Origin of the sequence: Shewanella algidipiscicola, from assembly GCF_003605125.1 — a bacterium.
GTDB lineage: Bacteria > Pseudomonadota > Gammaproteobacteria > Enterobacterales > Shewanellaceae > Shewanella > Shewanella algidipiscicola.
Map to the genome: position 1 here is coordinate 14,501 of NZ_QPQT01000004.1, position 16,051 is coordinate 30,551.

Annotated in this window: 13 protein-coding genes and 1 pseudogene; 10 read left to right on the forward strand and 4 right to left on the reverse strand. The window is 46.1% G+C overall.

Annotation, left to right across the window (positions count from 1 at the left end):
* The first annotated feature begins 55 nt into the window (after window positions 1-55).
* The 9 genes from sspA (at window position 56) to DVO77_RS05210 (ending at window position 11,032) form a co-directional block, all read left to right on the forward strand.
* Window positions 56-685, forward strand: coding sequence for a stringent starvation protein SspA (gene sspA, locus DVO77_RS05170; RefSeq protein WP_110457191.1), 630 nt, complete (start codon window positions 56-58; stop codon window positions 683-685).
* Window positions 686-687: 2 nt separating this feature from the next.
* Complete coding sequence (locus DVO77_RS05175) at window positions 688-1,143, forward strand: ClpXP protease specificity-enhancing factor (RefSeq protein ID WP_119977593.1); 456 nt, start codon at window positions 688-690, stop codon at window positions 1,141-1,143.
* Window positions 1,144-1,321: 178 nt separating this feature from the next.
* The gene (locus DVO77_RS05180) at window positions 1,322-1,897 is read left to right on the forward strand and encodes an anthranilate synthase component II (RefSeq protein ID WP_119977594.1); all 576 of its coding nucleotides are present in this window, start codon (window positions 1,322-1,324) and stop codon (window positions 1,895-1,897) included.
* Window positions 1,898-2,066: 169 nt separating this feature from the next.
* Entirely contained in the window at window positions 2,067-4,541 is a 2,475-nt protein-coding gene (locus tag DVO77_RS05185; RefSeq protein WP_119977595.1) for a S9 family peptidase, read from the forward strand.
* A 197-nt stretch (window positions 4,542-4,738) separates the two neighbouring features.
* Window positions 4,739-5,884 carry an HDOD domain-containing protein gene (locus DVO77_RS05190; protein ID WP_119977596.1) on the forward strand — a complete coding sequence of 382 codons (1,146 nt, stop codon included), beginning with the start codon at window positions 4,739-4,741 and terminating at the stop codon, window positions 5,882-5,884.
* Between the two features lie 408 nt (window positions 5,885-6,292).
* On the forward strand, window positions 6,293-7,510 hold the full coding sequence (locus DVO77_RS05195; protein ID WP_110457196.1) for an aspartate aminotransferase family protein: 1,218 nt from the start codon (window positions 6,293-6,295) through the stop codon (window positions 7,508-7,510).
* Window positions 7,511-7,643: 133 nt separating this feature from the next.
* Window positions 7,644-8,663: an arginine N-succinyltransferase gene (astA, locus tag DVO77_RS05200; RefSeq protein WP_110457197.1), complete on the forward strand. Its 1,020-nt coding sequence runs from the start codon at window positions 7,644-7,646 to the stop codon at window positions 8,661-8,663.
* A 9-nt stretch (window positions 8,664-8,672) separates the two neighbouring features.
* On the forward strand, window positions 8,673-10,133 hold the full coding sequence (gene astD, locus DVO77_RS05205; RefSeq protein ID WP_119977597.1) for a succinylglutamate-semialdehyde dehydrogenase: 1,461 nt from the start codon (window positions 8,673-8,675) through the stop codon (window positions 10,131-10,133).
* 104 nt (window positions 10,134-10,237) lie between these two features.
* On the forward strand, window positions 10,238-11,032 hold the full coding sequence (locus DVO77_RS05210; RefSeq protein ID WP_119977598.1) for a DUF1338 domain-containing protein: 795 nt from the start codon (window positions 10,238-10,240) through the stop codon (window positions 11,030-11,032).
* A gap of 178 nt (window positions 11,033-11,210) precedes the next feature.
* On the opposite strand, the pseudogene DVO77_RS05215 reads toward DVO77_RS05210, so the two are convergent.
* The 4 genes and pseudogenes from DVO77_RS05215 to crp form a co-directional block, all read right to left on the reverse strand.
* A pseudogene (locus DVO77_RS05215) lies at window positions 11,211-12,579 on the reverse strand (sensor histidine kinase).
* Window positions 12,576-13,250: a response regulator gene (locus tag DVO77_RS05220; RefSeq protein WP_110457201.1), complete on the reverse strand. Its 675-nt coding sequence runs from the start codon at window positions 13,248-13,250 to the stop codon at window positions 12,576-12,578. Before DVO77_RS05220 ends, DVO77_RS05215 begins: the two are co-directional and overlap by 4 nt.
* Window positions 13,251-13,529: 279 nt before the next feature.
* Window positions 13,530-13,868, reverse strand: a complete 339-nt coding sequence (locus DVO77_RS05225) for a PepSY domain-containing protein (RefSeq protein WP_110457202.1) — start codon at window positions 13,866-13,868, stop codon at window positions 13,530-13,532.
* Window positions 13,869-13,951: 83 nt separating this feature from the next.
* Window positions 13,952-14,587 carry a cAMP-activated global transcriptional regulator CRP gene (gene crp / locus DVO77_RS05230; RefSeq protein WP_012156707.1) on the reverse strand — a complete coding sequence of 212 codons (636 nt, stop codon included), beginning with the start codon at window positions 14,585-14,587 and terminating at the stop codon, window positions 13,952-13,954.
* A 584-nt stretch (window positions 14,588-15,171) separates the two neighbouring features.
* On the opposite strand from crp, the gene DVO77_RS05240 reads away from it, so the two are divergent.
* On the forward strand, window positions 15,172-15,945 hold the full coding sequence (locus DVO77_RS05240; protein WP_110457204.1) for a tetratricopeptide repeat protein: 774 nt from the start codon (window positions 15,172-15,174) through the stop codon (window positions 15,943-15,945).
* Window positions 15,946-16,051: the final 106 nt, after the last annotated feature.

Below are 16,051 nucleotides of genomic sequence, written 5' to 3' on the forward strand. Positions count from 1 at the left end.
TGCCCCTCGTTTGTTTTTGCTTTTTTAGCTTTCGACTTAATTTTGGAGGGTATCAATGGCTGTTGCTGCCAATAAACGCTCAATCATGACCCTGTTTTCAGGCGCTGACGATCTCTATAGCCACCAAGTACGTATCGTATTGGCGGAAAAGGGCGTTACCGTTGATGTTCTACAGGTTGATCCTAATGAAATGCCTGAAGATCTTATTGAGCTAAATCCATACAATACAGTTCCGACATTAGTTGATCGTGAGCTAGTACTTTATAACTCGCGCATTATTATGGAATATTTGGACGAGCGTTTTCCTCATCCACCATTAATGCCTGTTTATCCTGTTTCTCGTGGCCAGACGCGTCTGATGATGCACCGTATCGAAAACGATTGGTACACCTTAGTGGATCGCATTCGTAAAGGTGATCGCGCCGATGCCGCTCGTAAACAGTTACAAGAGAGTCTAACTTCTATTTCGCCAATCTTTAATGAAATGCCTTATTTTATGGCGGAAGAGTTTGGTCTGGCTGACTGTTATTTAGGCCCGCTATTGTGGCGTCTGCCTGTACTGGGTATCGAGTTAGACAGCCGTACCGCGAAGGAAGTTAAAGCCTACATGACACGTCTATTTGATCGCGAGTCATTTAAAGCATCACTAACAGAGTCCGAGCGCGAAATGCGCATGGGTATCTAAAAATGAAACCCATGACACCTAATCGTCCGTACTTATTGCAAGCATATTATGATTGGCTGATGGATAATGAGCTAACCCCCCATGTGGTGGTGGATGCTTATGTTCCTGGAACACAAGTGCCTCAGCAATATGTTAAAGATGGACAGATTGTGCTGAATATTACCGCCAGTGCGGTGGGTAATCTACAGATTGGTCACGATGCTATCGAGTTTAGTGCTCGTTTTGGTGGTGTGCCCCAGCAAGTGATTTTACCTATGGCCTCCATCGTGGCTATATATGCACGAGAAAATGGTGCAGGTACGGTATTTGACCAAGAAGAAGCCTATCAGCTTGAACTTGAGCCAGAAGAGACCAGTCTATCGGTAGTCGAACAGAAACCAGCGCCAGCGTCTGCTTCAACATCTGAAGGTGATGAGGCTAAACCTAAGCGCCGTGGTCATCTAACGGTCGTTAAGTAGCAATACATTTAACTGCGTATTATAAAAAACCAGCCTAATGGCTGGTTTTTTATTGCCTACACTTTGCCAAGTGAACCATTGAAGCTAACGAGGTTTGCTAGTGGATGAATAGTTCACTTCTCTGTGTTAGCATCTGCGCCACAAGAATAACCTCACGACCTTAGGCTAGCAGCAGTATATGATCTTAATGATCGACAATTACGATTCATTTACGTTTAACTTAGTGCAGTATTTTCAGCAGCTCGGGCAGGAAATCATAGTAAAACGCAATGATGAGATCACTCTGGCACAAATCGAACAGTTATCGCCTAGCTTACTGGTTATCTCGCCGGGGCCTTGTTCACCAAATGAGGCGGGGATTTCATTGGCTGCTATCAGCCACTTTGCTGGTAAATTGCCGATATTGGGTGTCTGCTTAGGTCACCAAGCCATTGCTCAGGTGTTTGGGGCGGATGTGGTGCGTGCTAAACGCGTGATGCACGGTAAAACCAGTCGTATTACCCATAGTGATAAAAGGTTATTTGCAGGGCTAAATCAGCCGTTAACTGTGACTCGGTATCACTCACTGTTGGTCGACAGTGTACCGAAAGATTTTGTACTCGATGCTTGGTTTGACGATCCGCTTTACGGGCGCGAGATCATGGCTATGAGCCATCGCTCTCTACCTATCTATGGCGTTCAGTTTCATCCAGAGTCGATTTTGACAGAACAAGGGGTGGAGTTACTAAAGCACTTTATCGATATGGCAGGTTAACTTAGGCATAGCCTGAATATGTTACAGTGTGTCTGCTTTCTCTTTTCAAACTGTTACAACATTTATACTTATCCTTCCGCGTTTTTAGTCTATTTTGTGATATAAAAGGCAGCAAAATAACTGCCATACAGCGACTGCTGTTTATGCAAAATAACAAGAAGGAAGGATGATGATGGGTGCTTTTCGTGGTTTTGGCCTCAGCCTATTAACGCTCGCCATGTTGGGCGGCTGTGCGACCTCAGCACAAAACAATTCAGCAGAGACGACAACCTCTGCGTCAGTCACCTTGGCTGCACCGCCAAGTATTGGCCAACCCCTCACACTTAAGCAAATAATGGCCAATCCTGATTGGATGGGAATTTTTGCCAAGGGCGAATATTGGAGCGATGACAGTCAATCCATTTATTTTGCCAGACAAGCCCACGGTGCACCGATTAAGACCTATTATCAACAGCGTCTAACCGAGCCCAGTGCTCACGAGTTAGCATTAGATCAATTACATGCAGCGTCACAGCAACATGGGGTTTTGGATTTCGCCAAAACACGTAAAGCCTATCTTTACCAAGGCAATTTGTTTGTTAAAAACCTGTCGTCAGGCCAAGTGACTCAGTTAACGCGCCAAAATACAGCTATCGATGGGGTGCGCTTTTTAAGTAATGGCGATATCGCGTATTGGCAAGGCGATGATATCTTTAAGATCCATCAAGGTTCTGGTCTGCTAGAGCAGATGGCTAATATCAAGATGGCCATAGAGCCCAAAGCGGTAGAGGCACCATCTAGCTATATTGCCAAGCAACAGCACAGATTGATTGAATATGTGGCTTTGCAGCAAGAAAGCGCTATCGCAAAGCAAACCTATCAAGCTCAGCTTGCCAAGAGCGATCCAACCCTATCGGCCAAAACATGGTATTTGGGTGATAAAGAGGTGGTGAGCCAGCTAAGCCTGTCGCCAACGGGACGTTATGTTTTATTGTCGCTGCGTGACAAAGATTATAGCTGGCGCGCCGAGCACGACATCATGCCTAATTACCTAGGAAAAGATGGCTATGTTGATGCAGTTCCTGTACGGGCACGGGTTGCAGAAGACAAGCATCCTGGTGAGCGTTTAGTGTTATTAGATTTGCAAACTCGTGATAAAAAAGAGATCACTATCGAAGGGTTAATTGGTTTTGATGAAGATGTCTTAGCCAAGGTTAAAGCCGAAAATGCGCAAGCGAAGGGTGAACGCTACCAGAGCCAAACTGCGCCGCGTAAGGTGCAATTAATGCAAGATTGGGGCTGGTCTCAAAGCGCCATTCAATGGCAACCCACGCAGGACAAAGTCGCTGTGATGCTGGAGGCTATCGACAATAAAGATCGCTGGCTAGCCACACTCGATCTCAATAAAGGGCGTTTAGTTACCCAGCACAGATTGCACGACGAGGCTTGGGTAAACTACAACTTTAATCAGTTTGGCTGGTTACCCAATAGCGATAGTCTTTATTACCTGTCTGAAGAGACAGGTTATTCTCATCTTTATATTAAGGCCAAAGGGGAGGAGGCAACGCCACTGACTCAGGGGAAATATGTTGTTAGCGATATTACCCTTGGTCCAAAGGCGCAGTTTATCTACTACAAAGCCAATAAACAGCACCCTGGGATCGATAATGTTTATCGGGTTGAAATAGCCTCCGGGAAAGAGCAGCAGTTAACCCAATGGGAGGGTCAACTCGATTACCAACTTAGCCCAGACGGAACCAAGTTGCTGCTTAATGCATCTCGTCGTACCCAGCCTGCAGAGCTATTTGTGCAGGCCATAGGGGGAGAACTCACTCAGCTAACTCATTATACCAGTGATGCGTTTAAGCAATACCCATGGCAAGCGCCCGAAGTCGTTGCTGTGCCATCAACGCATGGTGCCGATGATGTTTATGCGCGAGTCTATTTACCTCAAGGATTTGATAACACCAAGGTGGATAAGTATCCGGCGGTGATCTTCAATCATGGTGCGGGTTATCTGCAAAATGCCCATTATGGCTTCTCGGGTTATTTTCGAGAGTTTATGTTTCATAACTTACTGACTCAAAATGGCTATGTTGTGATGGATATGGATTATCGTGGATCTAAGGACTATGGTCGTGATTGGCGCACCGCGGTTTATCGTAATATGGGGCATCCCGAGGTCGAAGACCTAAAAGATGGTGTGAGCTGGATGGCAAGTAACGTCAATGTTGACGCTAATCGTGTTGGTACTTATGGGGGGTCTTATGGTGGTTTCCTTACCTTTATGGCGCTATTTACCGAGCCTGAGCTATTTCAAGCTGGTGCCGCTCTGCGCCCTGTGAGTGACTGGGCGCATTATAATGCGCCTTATACCTCTAATATTCTAAATACCCCTGAAGTGGATGCTATCGCCTATGAGCGCAGCTCACCCATAGAGCACGCCCAAGGGCTTAACAAGCCATTATTGATCATGAGCGGTGTACTCGATGATAACGTCTTCTTTCAAGATAGTGTGCGTTTAGTACAACGTCTCATTGAATTGGAAAAGCCAATGTTTGAAACGGCCATCTACCCGGTAGAGCCCCACGGTTTTCGTCAACCATCGAGTTGGCTGGATGAATATCGTCGAATCTTTAAGTTATTCGAGCAAGAGCTTAAATAAATAACAACACAAGGCTTCCTATGGGAAGCCTTTTTTATATCGCAAAATAAATAAGTTAGCTTAATAGCAGAATATTTAGTTATCTATGGTTATTAAAATGTCCGTATTTTTACCACGACAGCGAGCTGTCTGAGTAAGGATTTAGTGTAATATAAAGTGATTAAGCGTTAATTTTGGCCTGTCATAAAGGGGTTTAGGTGGGAAGATCTGTTTCAGGTGGTGTGCGTCCGGGCATTATTGTCGATATTGAACATAGGTTATTGAAGCAGCTGATTGTGGGTAAGCAAAAAACGACGGCTTCGATGTTTGATGAACTCGATAGAGAACTTGAAGGTGACGCTAATAAGCTGGCTATCGAGCGCGATGCCATATTTGAACGTTTATCTAAGCAAATTCAAGCCAGGCAAGTCTTTGAGGCTGTATCTGCACAGCTCATTAGTACGGTTAACTCCACTTTAGATAATCAATTAGCCTCACCAGAAAAACTGTTGGCGCAATCGGGGCTCAACCAGAGTCAAATGTTGATGTTAGAGGTGTTACATCAGCAAAACCTCGATATAAATCGTTTAAGGTTGATCATTAACGATCTGCCTTGGCTGTGCCGTGACCTGAGCAATATCGTTAACAGCCCCTCTTTTCGACAAAAACGACAACAGCGTTCCGATGTGAAAGTGACTGACTTGAAGTTAGTGCTTAATTTTATTGGTATTGAAAATCTGCGGCAAGTGATCCCCTATTTTTGCCTACGAAATTGGTTGCCAACTGCTAATGCCAATCTGCTATGGACTACGCGTAAGTTATGGCGTTATTCGATGCTTACCGGCATAGCGGCTAAAGCTTTGGCTCAGCTTAATGAGCAAGACGTCGCCTTTGCTTATAGTTGCAGCTTGTTATATCAGTTAGGCACTTCTGTGGTACTTAAAAATGGTGCAAAAGTATTTGAAACTGTCTGGGGTAACTGGCTTAGAGAGGCTAGCGCTAGCCGTGATAAAGAACTGTATGATGCTGTATTAGCAACTGAATTCCCTGCTGATAATATTTATCAGCAGGCATTACAGCATGCTCATAAACTAAACTGGCAACTGCCTAGCTTGCTCGATTTTACCGCGAGCCCCTTGACTCAGGTACAAATTGAACTCGATACCCATTTATCTTACAGCGAGCTATCGAGCTATGCGGCCTTAGTCGCCCGAGCGAACTGCTTTGCTAAGGTGATGATGTTAGAAGAGATGCGCTTAATCACCCCAAAAGAAAAACATTTAATGTTTGATTATTATGAGTTATCAGAGCAAGAGTTGCTCAGACTCAAGGGGCAAAATTACCGTAAGTTAGATCTCTTATAAGCTCATTTTCCCCTCTTTGTTTAACCAAGGCTGGCGTCGATAGTCTTAGTGGTTGTAAATGAATACAGACGTAATTAATTACCTGGTTACACCACAGTTAATAAATGTGTATATATTCATTATTGCTGCATTGTTAACGGTTTTGTGGTCAACTAAGTTTTTTTGTGACTAAATATGCTGCAAACCCCGCCTTTAAACGCTTGTATAAGTCATAAAGCCAAATCTTTATGCATTAATCGTGCACCTCTTCAAGGTGTATCGTGTTAGAAACTAGTATTTTGTTCACATTTTCGTTATTAATGTCATCTAAGATAACTCAATAACCGTCGTCGTTGCAGGTCATTGTCACGACTAAAGGCGGGTACGAATGGTTTTTAAAGCCATCGACAACAAAGAAAGGATAGAGGAATGAGCGTTAATAACAAGCTAACCCGAGCCCAGTTTGATGAAGTTATGGTGCCTAATTATGCACCTTCTGCCGTGATCCCTGTGCGTGGTGAGGGGAGCAGAGTATGGGATCAGGATGGTAATGAATTTATCGACTTTGCCGGTGGCATCGCGGTAAATTGCTTAGGTCACTGTCATCCAGCATTGGTTGGGGCGTTAAAAGAGCAAGGCGAAAAGCTTTGGCATCTTTCGAATGTGATGACTAACGAACCTGCTTTAGCGTTGGCGACTAAATTGGTCGATGCTACTTTTGCTGAAAAAGTCTATTTTGCTAACTCTGGCGCCGAAGCAAACGAAGCGGCGCTTAAATTGGCTCGCCGTTATGCGCTGGATAAGTTTGGCGCTGGTAAAGAGCAAATTATTGCTTTCGATAAAGCCTTCCACGGCCGAACTTTTTTTACTGTGACGGTTGGCGGCCAAGCGGCATATTCTGATGGATTTGGCCCTAAACCTCAGGGCGTGACGCATTTACCGTTTAATGATATTGCCGCGCTTGAAGCTGAAGTGTCAGATAAAACTTGTGCGATTATGCTTGAGCCTCTGCAAGGTGAAGGTGGAATTATCGACGCCTCACCTGAATTTTTAGCTGCGGTGCGTGCACTAGCCGACAAACATAACGCCTTGGTTATTTTCGATGAAGTGCAAACTGGTGTAGGGCGCTTAGGTGCGCTGTATGCTTACATGTTGACCGACGTCGTGCCAGATATCCTCACCACGGCTAAAGCCTTGGGTGGTGGCTTTCCGATTGCGGCAATGCTGACGACCACTGAGATTGCCGAGCACCTTAAAATCGGCACTCACGGCTCAACTTACGGTGGTAACCCATTAGCGTGTGCCATAGGTAATGCCGTACTGGATGTGGTCAATACACCTGAGGTGTTTGACGGGGTTAAACGCCGTGAGCAGTTGTTGCGTGATGGCTTAAACAAGATCAATGACAAGTATCAAGTCTTCGCTGAAATTCGTGGCAAGGGTTTGTTGATGGGTGCGGTATTGAATGAGCAATATCAAGGCCGTGCTAAAGATTTCTTAGTCGCAGGTATCTCGCAAGGGCTGATGAGCCTGATTGCCGGTGCCAATGTGATCCGTTTTACTCCTTCTCTTGTTATCCCAGAGGCAGATATTGCCGAAGGTCTGGTGCGTTTCGAGCGCGCGGTAGCTCAAGTGGCTGCAGACTAAGAGGCGAAAAAGCGCGAGGCTCCATTATCGTGCTTTTTTGTTAGCATAAATTCTTGGCTCTCAAGTGCATTTGCGGCGCATACGCGCCGTGCTGCCTGTACTTGAGCGCCTTGATAAGTGAGGAGACTCAAAGATGTTAATTATCCGCCCCATCCGCTCGAGCGATTTTGCTGCGCTGTACCACATCGCAGAAGAATCAGGCCATGGATTTACGTCTTTACCCGTCAATGAGGAACTGCTGCGCAATAAGATTGCCCGCTCAGAAGCCTCATTTGTCAAAACTATCGACAAGCCATTTGATGAAGGTTATCTGATGGTGCTCGAAGATACCGACACCCAAGAGGTGGTGGGTACCTGCGGTTTAGAAGCCGCTGTGGGCATGGTCGATGCGTTTTATCATTATCGTTTAGGCACCGAAGTGTATCACTCGGAACAGATTGATGTTCGCAATGAGGTTGAGACCTTAACCTTATGCCACGATTACACGGGCTCAGCCGAGCTTTGTACTCTGTTTTTGGGTGACAAATACCGTAAAAATAATAATGGCCGCATGCTGTCACGCAGCCGTTTTCTATTTTTAGCGCAACATAGCGAACGTTTTGGTGAGACGGTGATCGCCGAGATGCGTGGCGAGAGTGACGCCGAGGGAAACTCCCCTTTTTACACTTGGTTGCAGCAACACTTTTTAGGTATCGACTTTGTGCAGGCTGACTATCTGTCAGGCCTAGGGCAAAAAGCGTTTATGGCAGAGATGATGCCTAAAAACACTGTGTATGTGTGTATGTTGCCAGAAGCCGCGCAAAAGGTGATTGGCGAAGTACATACTAATACGCGTCCGGCGCTTAATCTGCTGCAAGCTGAAGGCTTTCGTTGCCGCGGGTATGTGGATATTTTTGATGGCGGCCCCACGGTCGAATGCAATATTAATGATATTCGCTCGGTCAGAGAAAGCCGTTTGTTGACGGTCAAGGTCGGTGATATGCCGGCCTCTGACAGTAGTTTTATCCTCTCAAATACTTTGTTAGCCGATTATCGTGCCACTTCAGCCAAGCTGTTGGTGAGCGATGAAACCGATGAAGTGATTCTCTCTCCTGAACTCGCGGCCGCATTAATGGTTGCCACAGGCGATCCCATCCGTGTCTTAGCAATGTAGGAATAACCAATGACTCAATTTATTAACGGCCAATGGGTTGCCGGCCTTGGTCACGATGTGACCTCAACTAATCCAGCAAATAATGACATTATCTGGCGCAGCAAAACGGCGACAGCAGAGCAGGTCAATCAAGCCGTTGCAGCGGCGCGCGCGGCACAGTTTGACTGGTTTATGCTTGGTTTTGATGCACGCTTGGCGATTATTGAAGCTTACCGCGCCGAACTGGAGGCGCACAAAGATGATATCGCCGAAACCATCGCCCAAGAAACCGGTAAGCCTCAGTGGGAAACTGCTACCGAAGCGGGGGCCATGATTGGCAAAATCGGATTATCCGTTGCCGCTTACCATAAACGTACAGGTAGCAGCGAGAATGAAACCCCTACTGGACGCGCTGTATTGCGTCACAAGCCCCATGGGGTGGTGGCGGTGTTTGGCCCCTATAATTTCCCTGGACACTTGCCTAATGGGCATATAGTGCCTGCACTATTGGCGGGTAACACTGTGGTATTTAAGCCGTCGGAGTTAACGCCTAAAACCGCTGAGCTGATGCTAAAACTGTGGCAACAAGCGGGTTTACCAGCCGGAGTGATTAACCTAGTGCAAGGCGAGGTCGACACAGGTAAAGCCTTGGCATCACATCCGCAAATTGATGGCTTATTCTTTACTGGTAGTTCGCGCACGGGTCATCTTTTGCATCAGCAATATGCAGGGCATCCGGGTAAGATTTTGGCATTAGAGATGGGCGGCAATAATCCACTTATCATCAAAGATGTCAAAGACACTAAGGCCGCGGTGCACGATATTATCCAGTCGGCTTACATCTCTTCTGGGCAGCGTTGTACCTGTGCTCGTCGACTCTACATAGAGCAAGGCGATGCCGGTGATGAGTTACTCAATCAACTCGTGCAAGCGGTCAAACAGATCAAGGTGGGGGCATGGAATGCTCAGCCTCAACCCTTTATGGGCTCAATGATCTCAGAGACTGCCGCCAAAGGCATGGTGGCGGCGCAGCGTAATCTACTTAACTTAGGTGCTACCGCGCTGGCGGAGTTAACGCATCTAGAGGCAGGTACCGGGCTGGTTTCTCCTGGGCTTATTGATGTCACTCAGGTGATTGAATTGCCTGATGAAGAATATTTCGGCCCGCTACTGCAAGTGGTGCGTTATAGCGATTTTGATCAAGCGATTACGTTAGCGAATGCTACCCGTTATGGTTTGTCTGCAGGGCTACTTGCCGACAGCCGTGACGATTATGAGTATTTCTTAGCGCGTATTCGAGCTGGCATCGTTAATTGGAATAAACAGATCACAGGGGCGTCGGGCGCGGCGCCATTTGGTGGTGTCGGCGCATCGGGCAACCACAGAGCCAGCGCATTTTATGCGGCCGATTACTGTGCCTATCCAGTTGCCTCGGTAGAAGCCGATGTGGTGAGCTTACCTGTGACACTCAGCCCAGGTTTAACGGTATAGCGCTCAATAGATGGGGGACCTTATTCCCCCATGTTTATAGACTAGCTGCAAGTTTATTGGCGACATAATTAACGGACAATAGATGCCGTTTAAGGATGAAATTGATGCACACAGATGTAAACCAGCTTTTTGCGTCCCTGTGGGATGATTATGTTGAAATGACCCCTTCTGCCGCAAAAGTACACCAACTCTTGGGTAAGGGTGAGCCGATCATTAACGATCACATTGCCCTGCGTACCTTTAATCTCGACAAGGTTAATTTAAGTGTGTTGGCCAACCATTTTGAGTCTTTGGGGTATGTAGCGTGTGGCGACTACCATTTCGAAGCCAAGAAACTTAAAGCAAAACACTTTGAGCACCCTGATGCGACTCAGCCTAAGGTGTTTATCTCTGAGCTATTGGTGGAAGAGTTTAGCCCGCAGTTGCAAGCCATAGTGAAAGACTTGGTCGACCAAGTCGATGTTGCTGCCACCACGGCGGATAACTTCCTCTATTCTGGGCGTCACTGGACGCTGGATATTGCCACCTATGAAGCCTTACTCGCTGAAAGTGAATATGCCGCTTGGGTTGCCGCTATCGGTTACCGAGCTAATCATTTTACGGTATCGATTAACCATTTAGCGGGGGTCGAAACCCTAGCTGAGGTTAATGAGATCCTAAAAGATAATGGTTTTGTGCTTAACTGTGTGGGCGGTGAGATTAAAGGCTCGCCAGAGGTGTTACTTGAGCAATCATCGACCATGGCCGATAAAATAGCGGTGAGCTTTAGCGACGGGCAGAAGACGATCCCTAGCTGTTTTTATGAGTTTGCCTTGCGTTACCCTAAAGCCAACGGTGAGCTTTACACCGGCTTTGTTGCGGCCTCTGCGGACAAGATTTTTGAAAGCACCAATAGTTAACTGCCCTGGTAGCTAGCTTGTTGCCTCAAGGCACTAAAAAGCCGATGTTGAAGCATCGGCTTTTTTATTGGCTTAACGCGACAAATTAAAGCAAATTAAGCCATCGCGGTTTTATTACCTTGGTTTAAATACTAGCGGTTTAAAGCCCTTAACGTCGATGAATCGAGCCGTCACTGGCTCACTGCGGCGTAAAGCGTAACTGAATTTTTAAGCCTCCAAGGGCGACACTGTGCTCAAAACTAAGCTCAATCTCATACTGCTCGGCAATGTCTTTCACAATCGAAAGCCCTAAGCCATGACCTATGATGCTCTCATCTAAACGGGTTCCTCTGTGGGTGAGTAATGACAGCTGATCACTATCGACACCACAGCCATCGTCTTCGATGGTTAACAGTATCGGCTTATCAGCATCTTGCGCTGGCGTGGTTGTGCTAGCAGTCACCGTCGTTACACTAATAGACACTTGAGATTTAGCCCATTTAAAGGCGTTATCGAGCAGGTTGCCAATCAGCTCCATGCCATCTTCCCTGTGTATCGGCAAACGATTGATACTGTCATCAACGGCAAATTGGCACTGTATCTGTTTGCCATGGTGGACTTTATTTAAGGTATGACACAGATCATGCAGATCTTTGGGCAGCTGCATCTGCGCCGCCGGTAGCATGTCGCCAGTTATCCGCGCCGCCGCCAGTTTGCGCTCAATCATTTTATGAATAAGATCGAGTTGCTTTTGCAATGCCATGGCCGAGTCTGGGTCTTTTAGCCCCAGCGCTTCCACTTGCTGCTGCATCACCGCCAGCGGAGTTTTTAAACCATGACTAAGATTGCCTAAATTATTACGGCTGCGTTCCATCTGCTTACTTGAGTATTGCAACAGCTCGTTATAAGTGGTGGCTAGTGGCGCAAGCTCTGGTGGTATCTTATTGACATCTAAAGAGGTTATTTCTCCACCACGCAGTTTGATTAAAGCCTGCTGCATATCGTTTATCGGTTTAAAGGATTGCCTTAAAACTATAAAAAATCCCCGCAATCATGGCCAGCAGCATGGCTAAGTTGACCCCAAGTTTAGTGCCATAAACTTGGGTAAAGACTTGACGGCCAATACTCAAGTCTTGGGCGACCGTAATGGTGGCCTGTACTAAGGCAGTCTCGCTGCTTAGCCCTAAAGAGAGCAGTTGGATGTCGTGATTTTGCGGCCCTTTGGTCTGCCAGACTCGGGTTTCCCCTTTGGTTAAAGGGCGAATATCGAGGCGCTGATCCCATAAGGAGCGCGATCTTAGCTCGATATGATCCATATTAAGCTGGTAGTAGCGCCCCGAATAGACAGGTTTGTAGAAGCTCGATAGCTGACTTTGATCTATGGTGATGTCGCCGTTATCGAATTGAATCGCCAGTAATACCTGCTGTAAATCTTCTTCGAGACGGTCAATAATCGAGTCATGAAACGCTTGCCTGAGCATCGACTCAAAAATGACGATGGCAACAAAGGTTGAGATGATCACTAAGCCTGATAACCATAAGCTCAGCTTGGTACGAATGGAGATCATTGTTTTAAGCCGTGAAAAATATACCCTTGTCCGCGGCGCGTTTCGATGGCGGTTTTGCCCAGTTTTTTACGCAGATGGGTCACGTAAACCTCAACCACATTACTCTCTTTTTCGTCGTCAAATTGATACAGTTTGTCGGTCAACTGCGCTTTCGATAGTAGTTTTTTGGGCGACATCAAAAAAATCTTCAGTAAGCGAAATTCCATGGCGGTCAGTTCAAAATGCTGCTCGCCTACGCTGACGCTTTGTTGACCCTCATCTAAAGTCACCCCCTCGAAGCTGAGTTCTTTAGTGGGGGTACTGGCCTTGCCGTGGGCACGGTTGATCAGTGCATTGATGCGGGCCAACAACTCCTGAGTATGAAACGGTTTGCCTAAGTAATCATCGGCGCCAGCATTAAAACCTTCTACTTTTTCATGCCATTGACTGCGAGCCGTCAGCATAATGACCGGTGTGTTAACCCCTTGATTACGCCAGTTTTGTAGTAACAATAAGCCGTTACCATCAGGCAAACCTATATCGAGGATCACGCAATCATAATTGGTCTCTTTGATAAGGTAGTCGGCTTCTGCGGCTTTATCGGTGACATCGGTAACGTAACCCGCTTGTTTTAGCTGTTTTACAAGCTCTGCAACTAAAAGGGTATTGTCTTCAACGAGCAGCAATTTCATATATGGGTTTACCTGTTTGGGTGAGCATTTTCAAACGGGAGCCTTTCAATAAGTGATGACTCCTAAACTGTGACTAATCAAGTCGAGTACCAATTAAGCCAGTACTCTATTGACCGATTAAACATGGTTACTATAAGGCGGAAATTGCAATCAGTAGTCATGGTTAAATATACATTTTATAACACCATAGCCGCGCAGGTTAACCATCAAGAATCATCAGGTAATTATTGCAATTGGTATAAATCATACACCTTTTCCAAGTGGCCATGTAGCACCGTGTTATTTTTTGTCGTGTTGGCAACTGGAGGGCAGTTCGGTGGTGTCTGTTAGCTCGCCAGTGCTGGCATCCATTTTCAGGGAGATTAATTCCCCTTGCGGACTTCTGAGTTGTAGGTGGTAATGCCATTGGCCTTGAGTTTGATACAGATGGGCGTCGAGCAGTTTGACGCTGCAATAGCCTTCGACTTTGGCGAGTACGACATCAAATGGCAGTATTTTTCCGTCGCTGACCAGTTTTTTGGCTTGATTGTGCTCAAGTTCGGTAAAGGGCGTGGCAGATAACGAGGCGACTGAGAGGGCATAGAGGATGAATGCACTAGCAATGTAGATGGGTTTCACTAATGCTGTCCTAAAAAAAAGTGGCCTGACAAAAATGTCAGGCCACTTTAGCGAACATCTATTAAATCTAACTTAACGCTAGCTTAGCGAGTTCCATAAACTACGATAGTTTTACCGTGCGCCTGGATAAGATTTTGCTCTTCAAGCATTTTTAGGATGCGGCCTACGGTTTCACGTGAACACCCTACGATCTGGCCAATCTCTTGACGAGTGATCTTAATCTGCATACCGTCAGGATGGGTCATCGCATCAGGCTGTTTAGCAAGATGAAGCAGGGTTTGCGCAATGCGCCCAGCAACATCAAGGAAAGCCAAATCGCCCACTTTCTGGCTGGTACTGTGCAGACGGTAAGCCATTTGCGAAGAGAGTTTCATCAATATCTCAGGATTAACCTGGATCAATTGTTTAAACTTCTTATAAGAGATCTCGGCTATCTCACAGGCTTGCTTAGCGCGAACCCAAGCGGTACGTTCAGCCTGTTCTTCAAATAAGCCTAATTCACCAATAAAGTCGCCTTGGTTAAGGTAAGAGAGGATCATCTCTTTACCTTCTTCATCTTTGATTAATACTGCAACAGAGCCTTTAACTATGTAGTACAGCGTATCTGAGTCTTCACCAGCATGGATCAGTGTGCTTTTGGCTGGATATTTATGAATGTGACAGTGTGATAAAAACCATTCCAAAGTTGGATCCGGTTTAGGCTTACCAATCAGAGCCATGCCTGTGTTCCTCGACTGAATTAATGTATATACAAGAATATGCTAAATAAGTAGATTACGTCAATTGAGCAGAAAAAACCTCGTGAGAGATCAAACTTTGCGACAAATTTGCAACCCAATAAGTAGATTTTACCGTAGTGTAAATATCGGACTTTATAATGATACATTAGTAATATATGTCAACTATTACTGCATTTAGTCGGCGCTATTTGCCCGACAATGCAGTATGCATCACATCAAGCGCTTTACGCTATTCGTTAACCCTTTATTTACGCCTAATGCTACTTATTGGCTGAGACTGTCAATTTTGGTTAAAGAACACGGTTTTTTTAACGATTTCTCTCGACTTAATGAGGCGATTATTGCTAACGTTATTGGTCTGTGTTGGCATTCGTTTAACCAGCCTTCTTGCGTCTTGGCTGTCGAGTTCCATCGTTTGATGACTCATCAATGATTGGTTTAATTGACAACGTTAGTGTTAAAGATGAATGGCTACGTGGTTGTTTTATCGCACCAGCGATTTTTATTGCTTAAGTCGGCCTTTGCCGGACCGAATAAGCTGTTTGATTTGGGAGAAGTGAACCATGAAGATCAATACGTGGATGATAGCCGCCAGCTTATTGCTTGGCAGTGCGATGAGCCATGGTGCGTTCGCATTTTCGATCCCTGCCACGGCGCAAGCGCAAGCCGCTAGTAAGCTGGCGCATATTCAGCTGAAAGCGGCTCAAGGCCAAGCCGAAGCGCAATATTTGTTAGGATTAATGTATGTTTCGGGGCGTTTTGTCGCACAAGACACCCTTTTAGGGCCGCAATGGCTTATTCGCGCTGCTGAGCAGGGCCATCTTAAAGCGGTGCAAACCATTGCCGATCTCTCCTTCGATGGCAAGCTTATTGATAAAGATTTAGCTCAAGCGGAGCGCTGGTATCAACAATTAGCGGCTCAAGGCGATACACGAGCGACATTTCGTTTAGGGTTTATTTATGCCTCAGGTGGTCATGGGGTGGTGCGCAATTGTGGTAAGGCGGTCGATTATTTTCTTGCCGTAGGTGATAACGTGGCGTTGGGCAACGCTTCATGGATATTAGCGACTTGCCCAGAATCTGAATATCGTAATGGCGATAAGGCGATGGCTATCGCTAAGGGATTGGTTGCAGCCAATAACCAAGATCCGACGCATTTAGATAACCTTGCGGCGGCGTACGCCGAAATCGGTGACTTTAACGCCGCAGTCAATATCCAGCAACAAGCTATCCATGCGCTTAAGCAGATGGCTGATCAGCATCGTTTTGATGAGTTTCAGTTACGCTTGCAGCATTATCAGCAGCAGAAACCTTATCGCGAAACCTTACCTTTATAGTTGCTTACTCTTATCGCTTCCTTTCTTCATCGAGTATGAAGGGAGGCTGTTCGCCACTTGCTAACATGAACGTTGCCATCTCCCCTTGCGCTTTCGCTCTTAGTAA

Coding starts and splice junctions, on each gene's coding strand:
- sspA (WP_110457191.1), top strand. CDS start 56: ATGGCTGTTGCTGCCAATAAACGCTCAATCATGACCCTGTTTTCAGGC.
- DVO77_RS05175 (WP_119977593.1), top strand. CDS start 688: ATGAAACCCATGACACCTAATCGTCCGTACTTATTGCAAGCATATTAT.
- DVO77_RS05180 (WP_119977594.1), top strand. CDS start 1,322: ATGATCTTAATGATCGACAATTACGATTCATTTACGTTTAACTTAGTG.
- DVO77_RS05185 (WP_119977595.1), top strand. CDS start 2,067: ATGATGGGTGCTTTTCGTGGTTTTGGCCTCAGCCTATTAACGCTCGCC.
- DVO77_RS05195 (WP_110457196.1), top strand. CDS start 6,293: ATGAGCGTTAATAACAAGCTAACCCGAGCCCAGTTTGATGAAGTTATG.
- astA (WP_110457197.1), top strand. CDS start 7,644: ATGTTAATTATCCGCCCCATCCGCTCGAGCGATTTTGCTGCGCTGTAC.
- astD (WP_119977597.1), top strand. CDS start 8,673: ATGACTCAATTTATTAACGGCCAATGGGTTGCCGGCCTTGGTCACGAT.
- DVO77_RS05210 (WP_119977598.1), top strand. CDS start 10,238: ATGCACACAGATGTAAACCAGCTTTTTGCGTCCCTGTGGGATGATTAT.
- DVO77_RS05220 (WP_110457201.1), bottom strand. CDS start 13,250: ATGAAATTGCTGCTCGTTGAAGACAATACCCTTTTAGTTGCAGAGCTT.
- crp (WP_012156707.1), bottom strand. CDS start 14,587: ATGGCTCTGATTGGTAAGCCTAAACCGGATCCAACTTTGGAATGGTTT.
- DVO77_RS05240 (WP_110457204.1), top strand. CDS start 15,172: ATGAAGATCAATACGTGGATGATAGCCGCCAGCTTATTGCTTGGCAGT.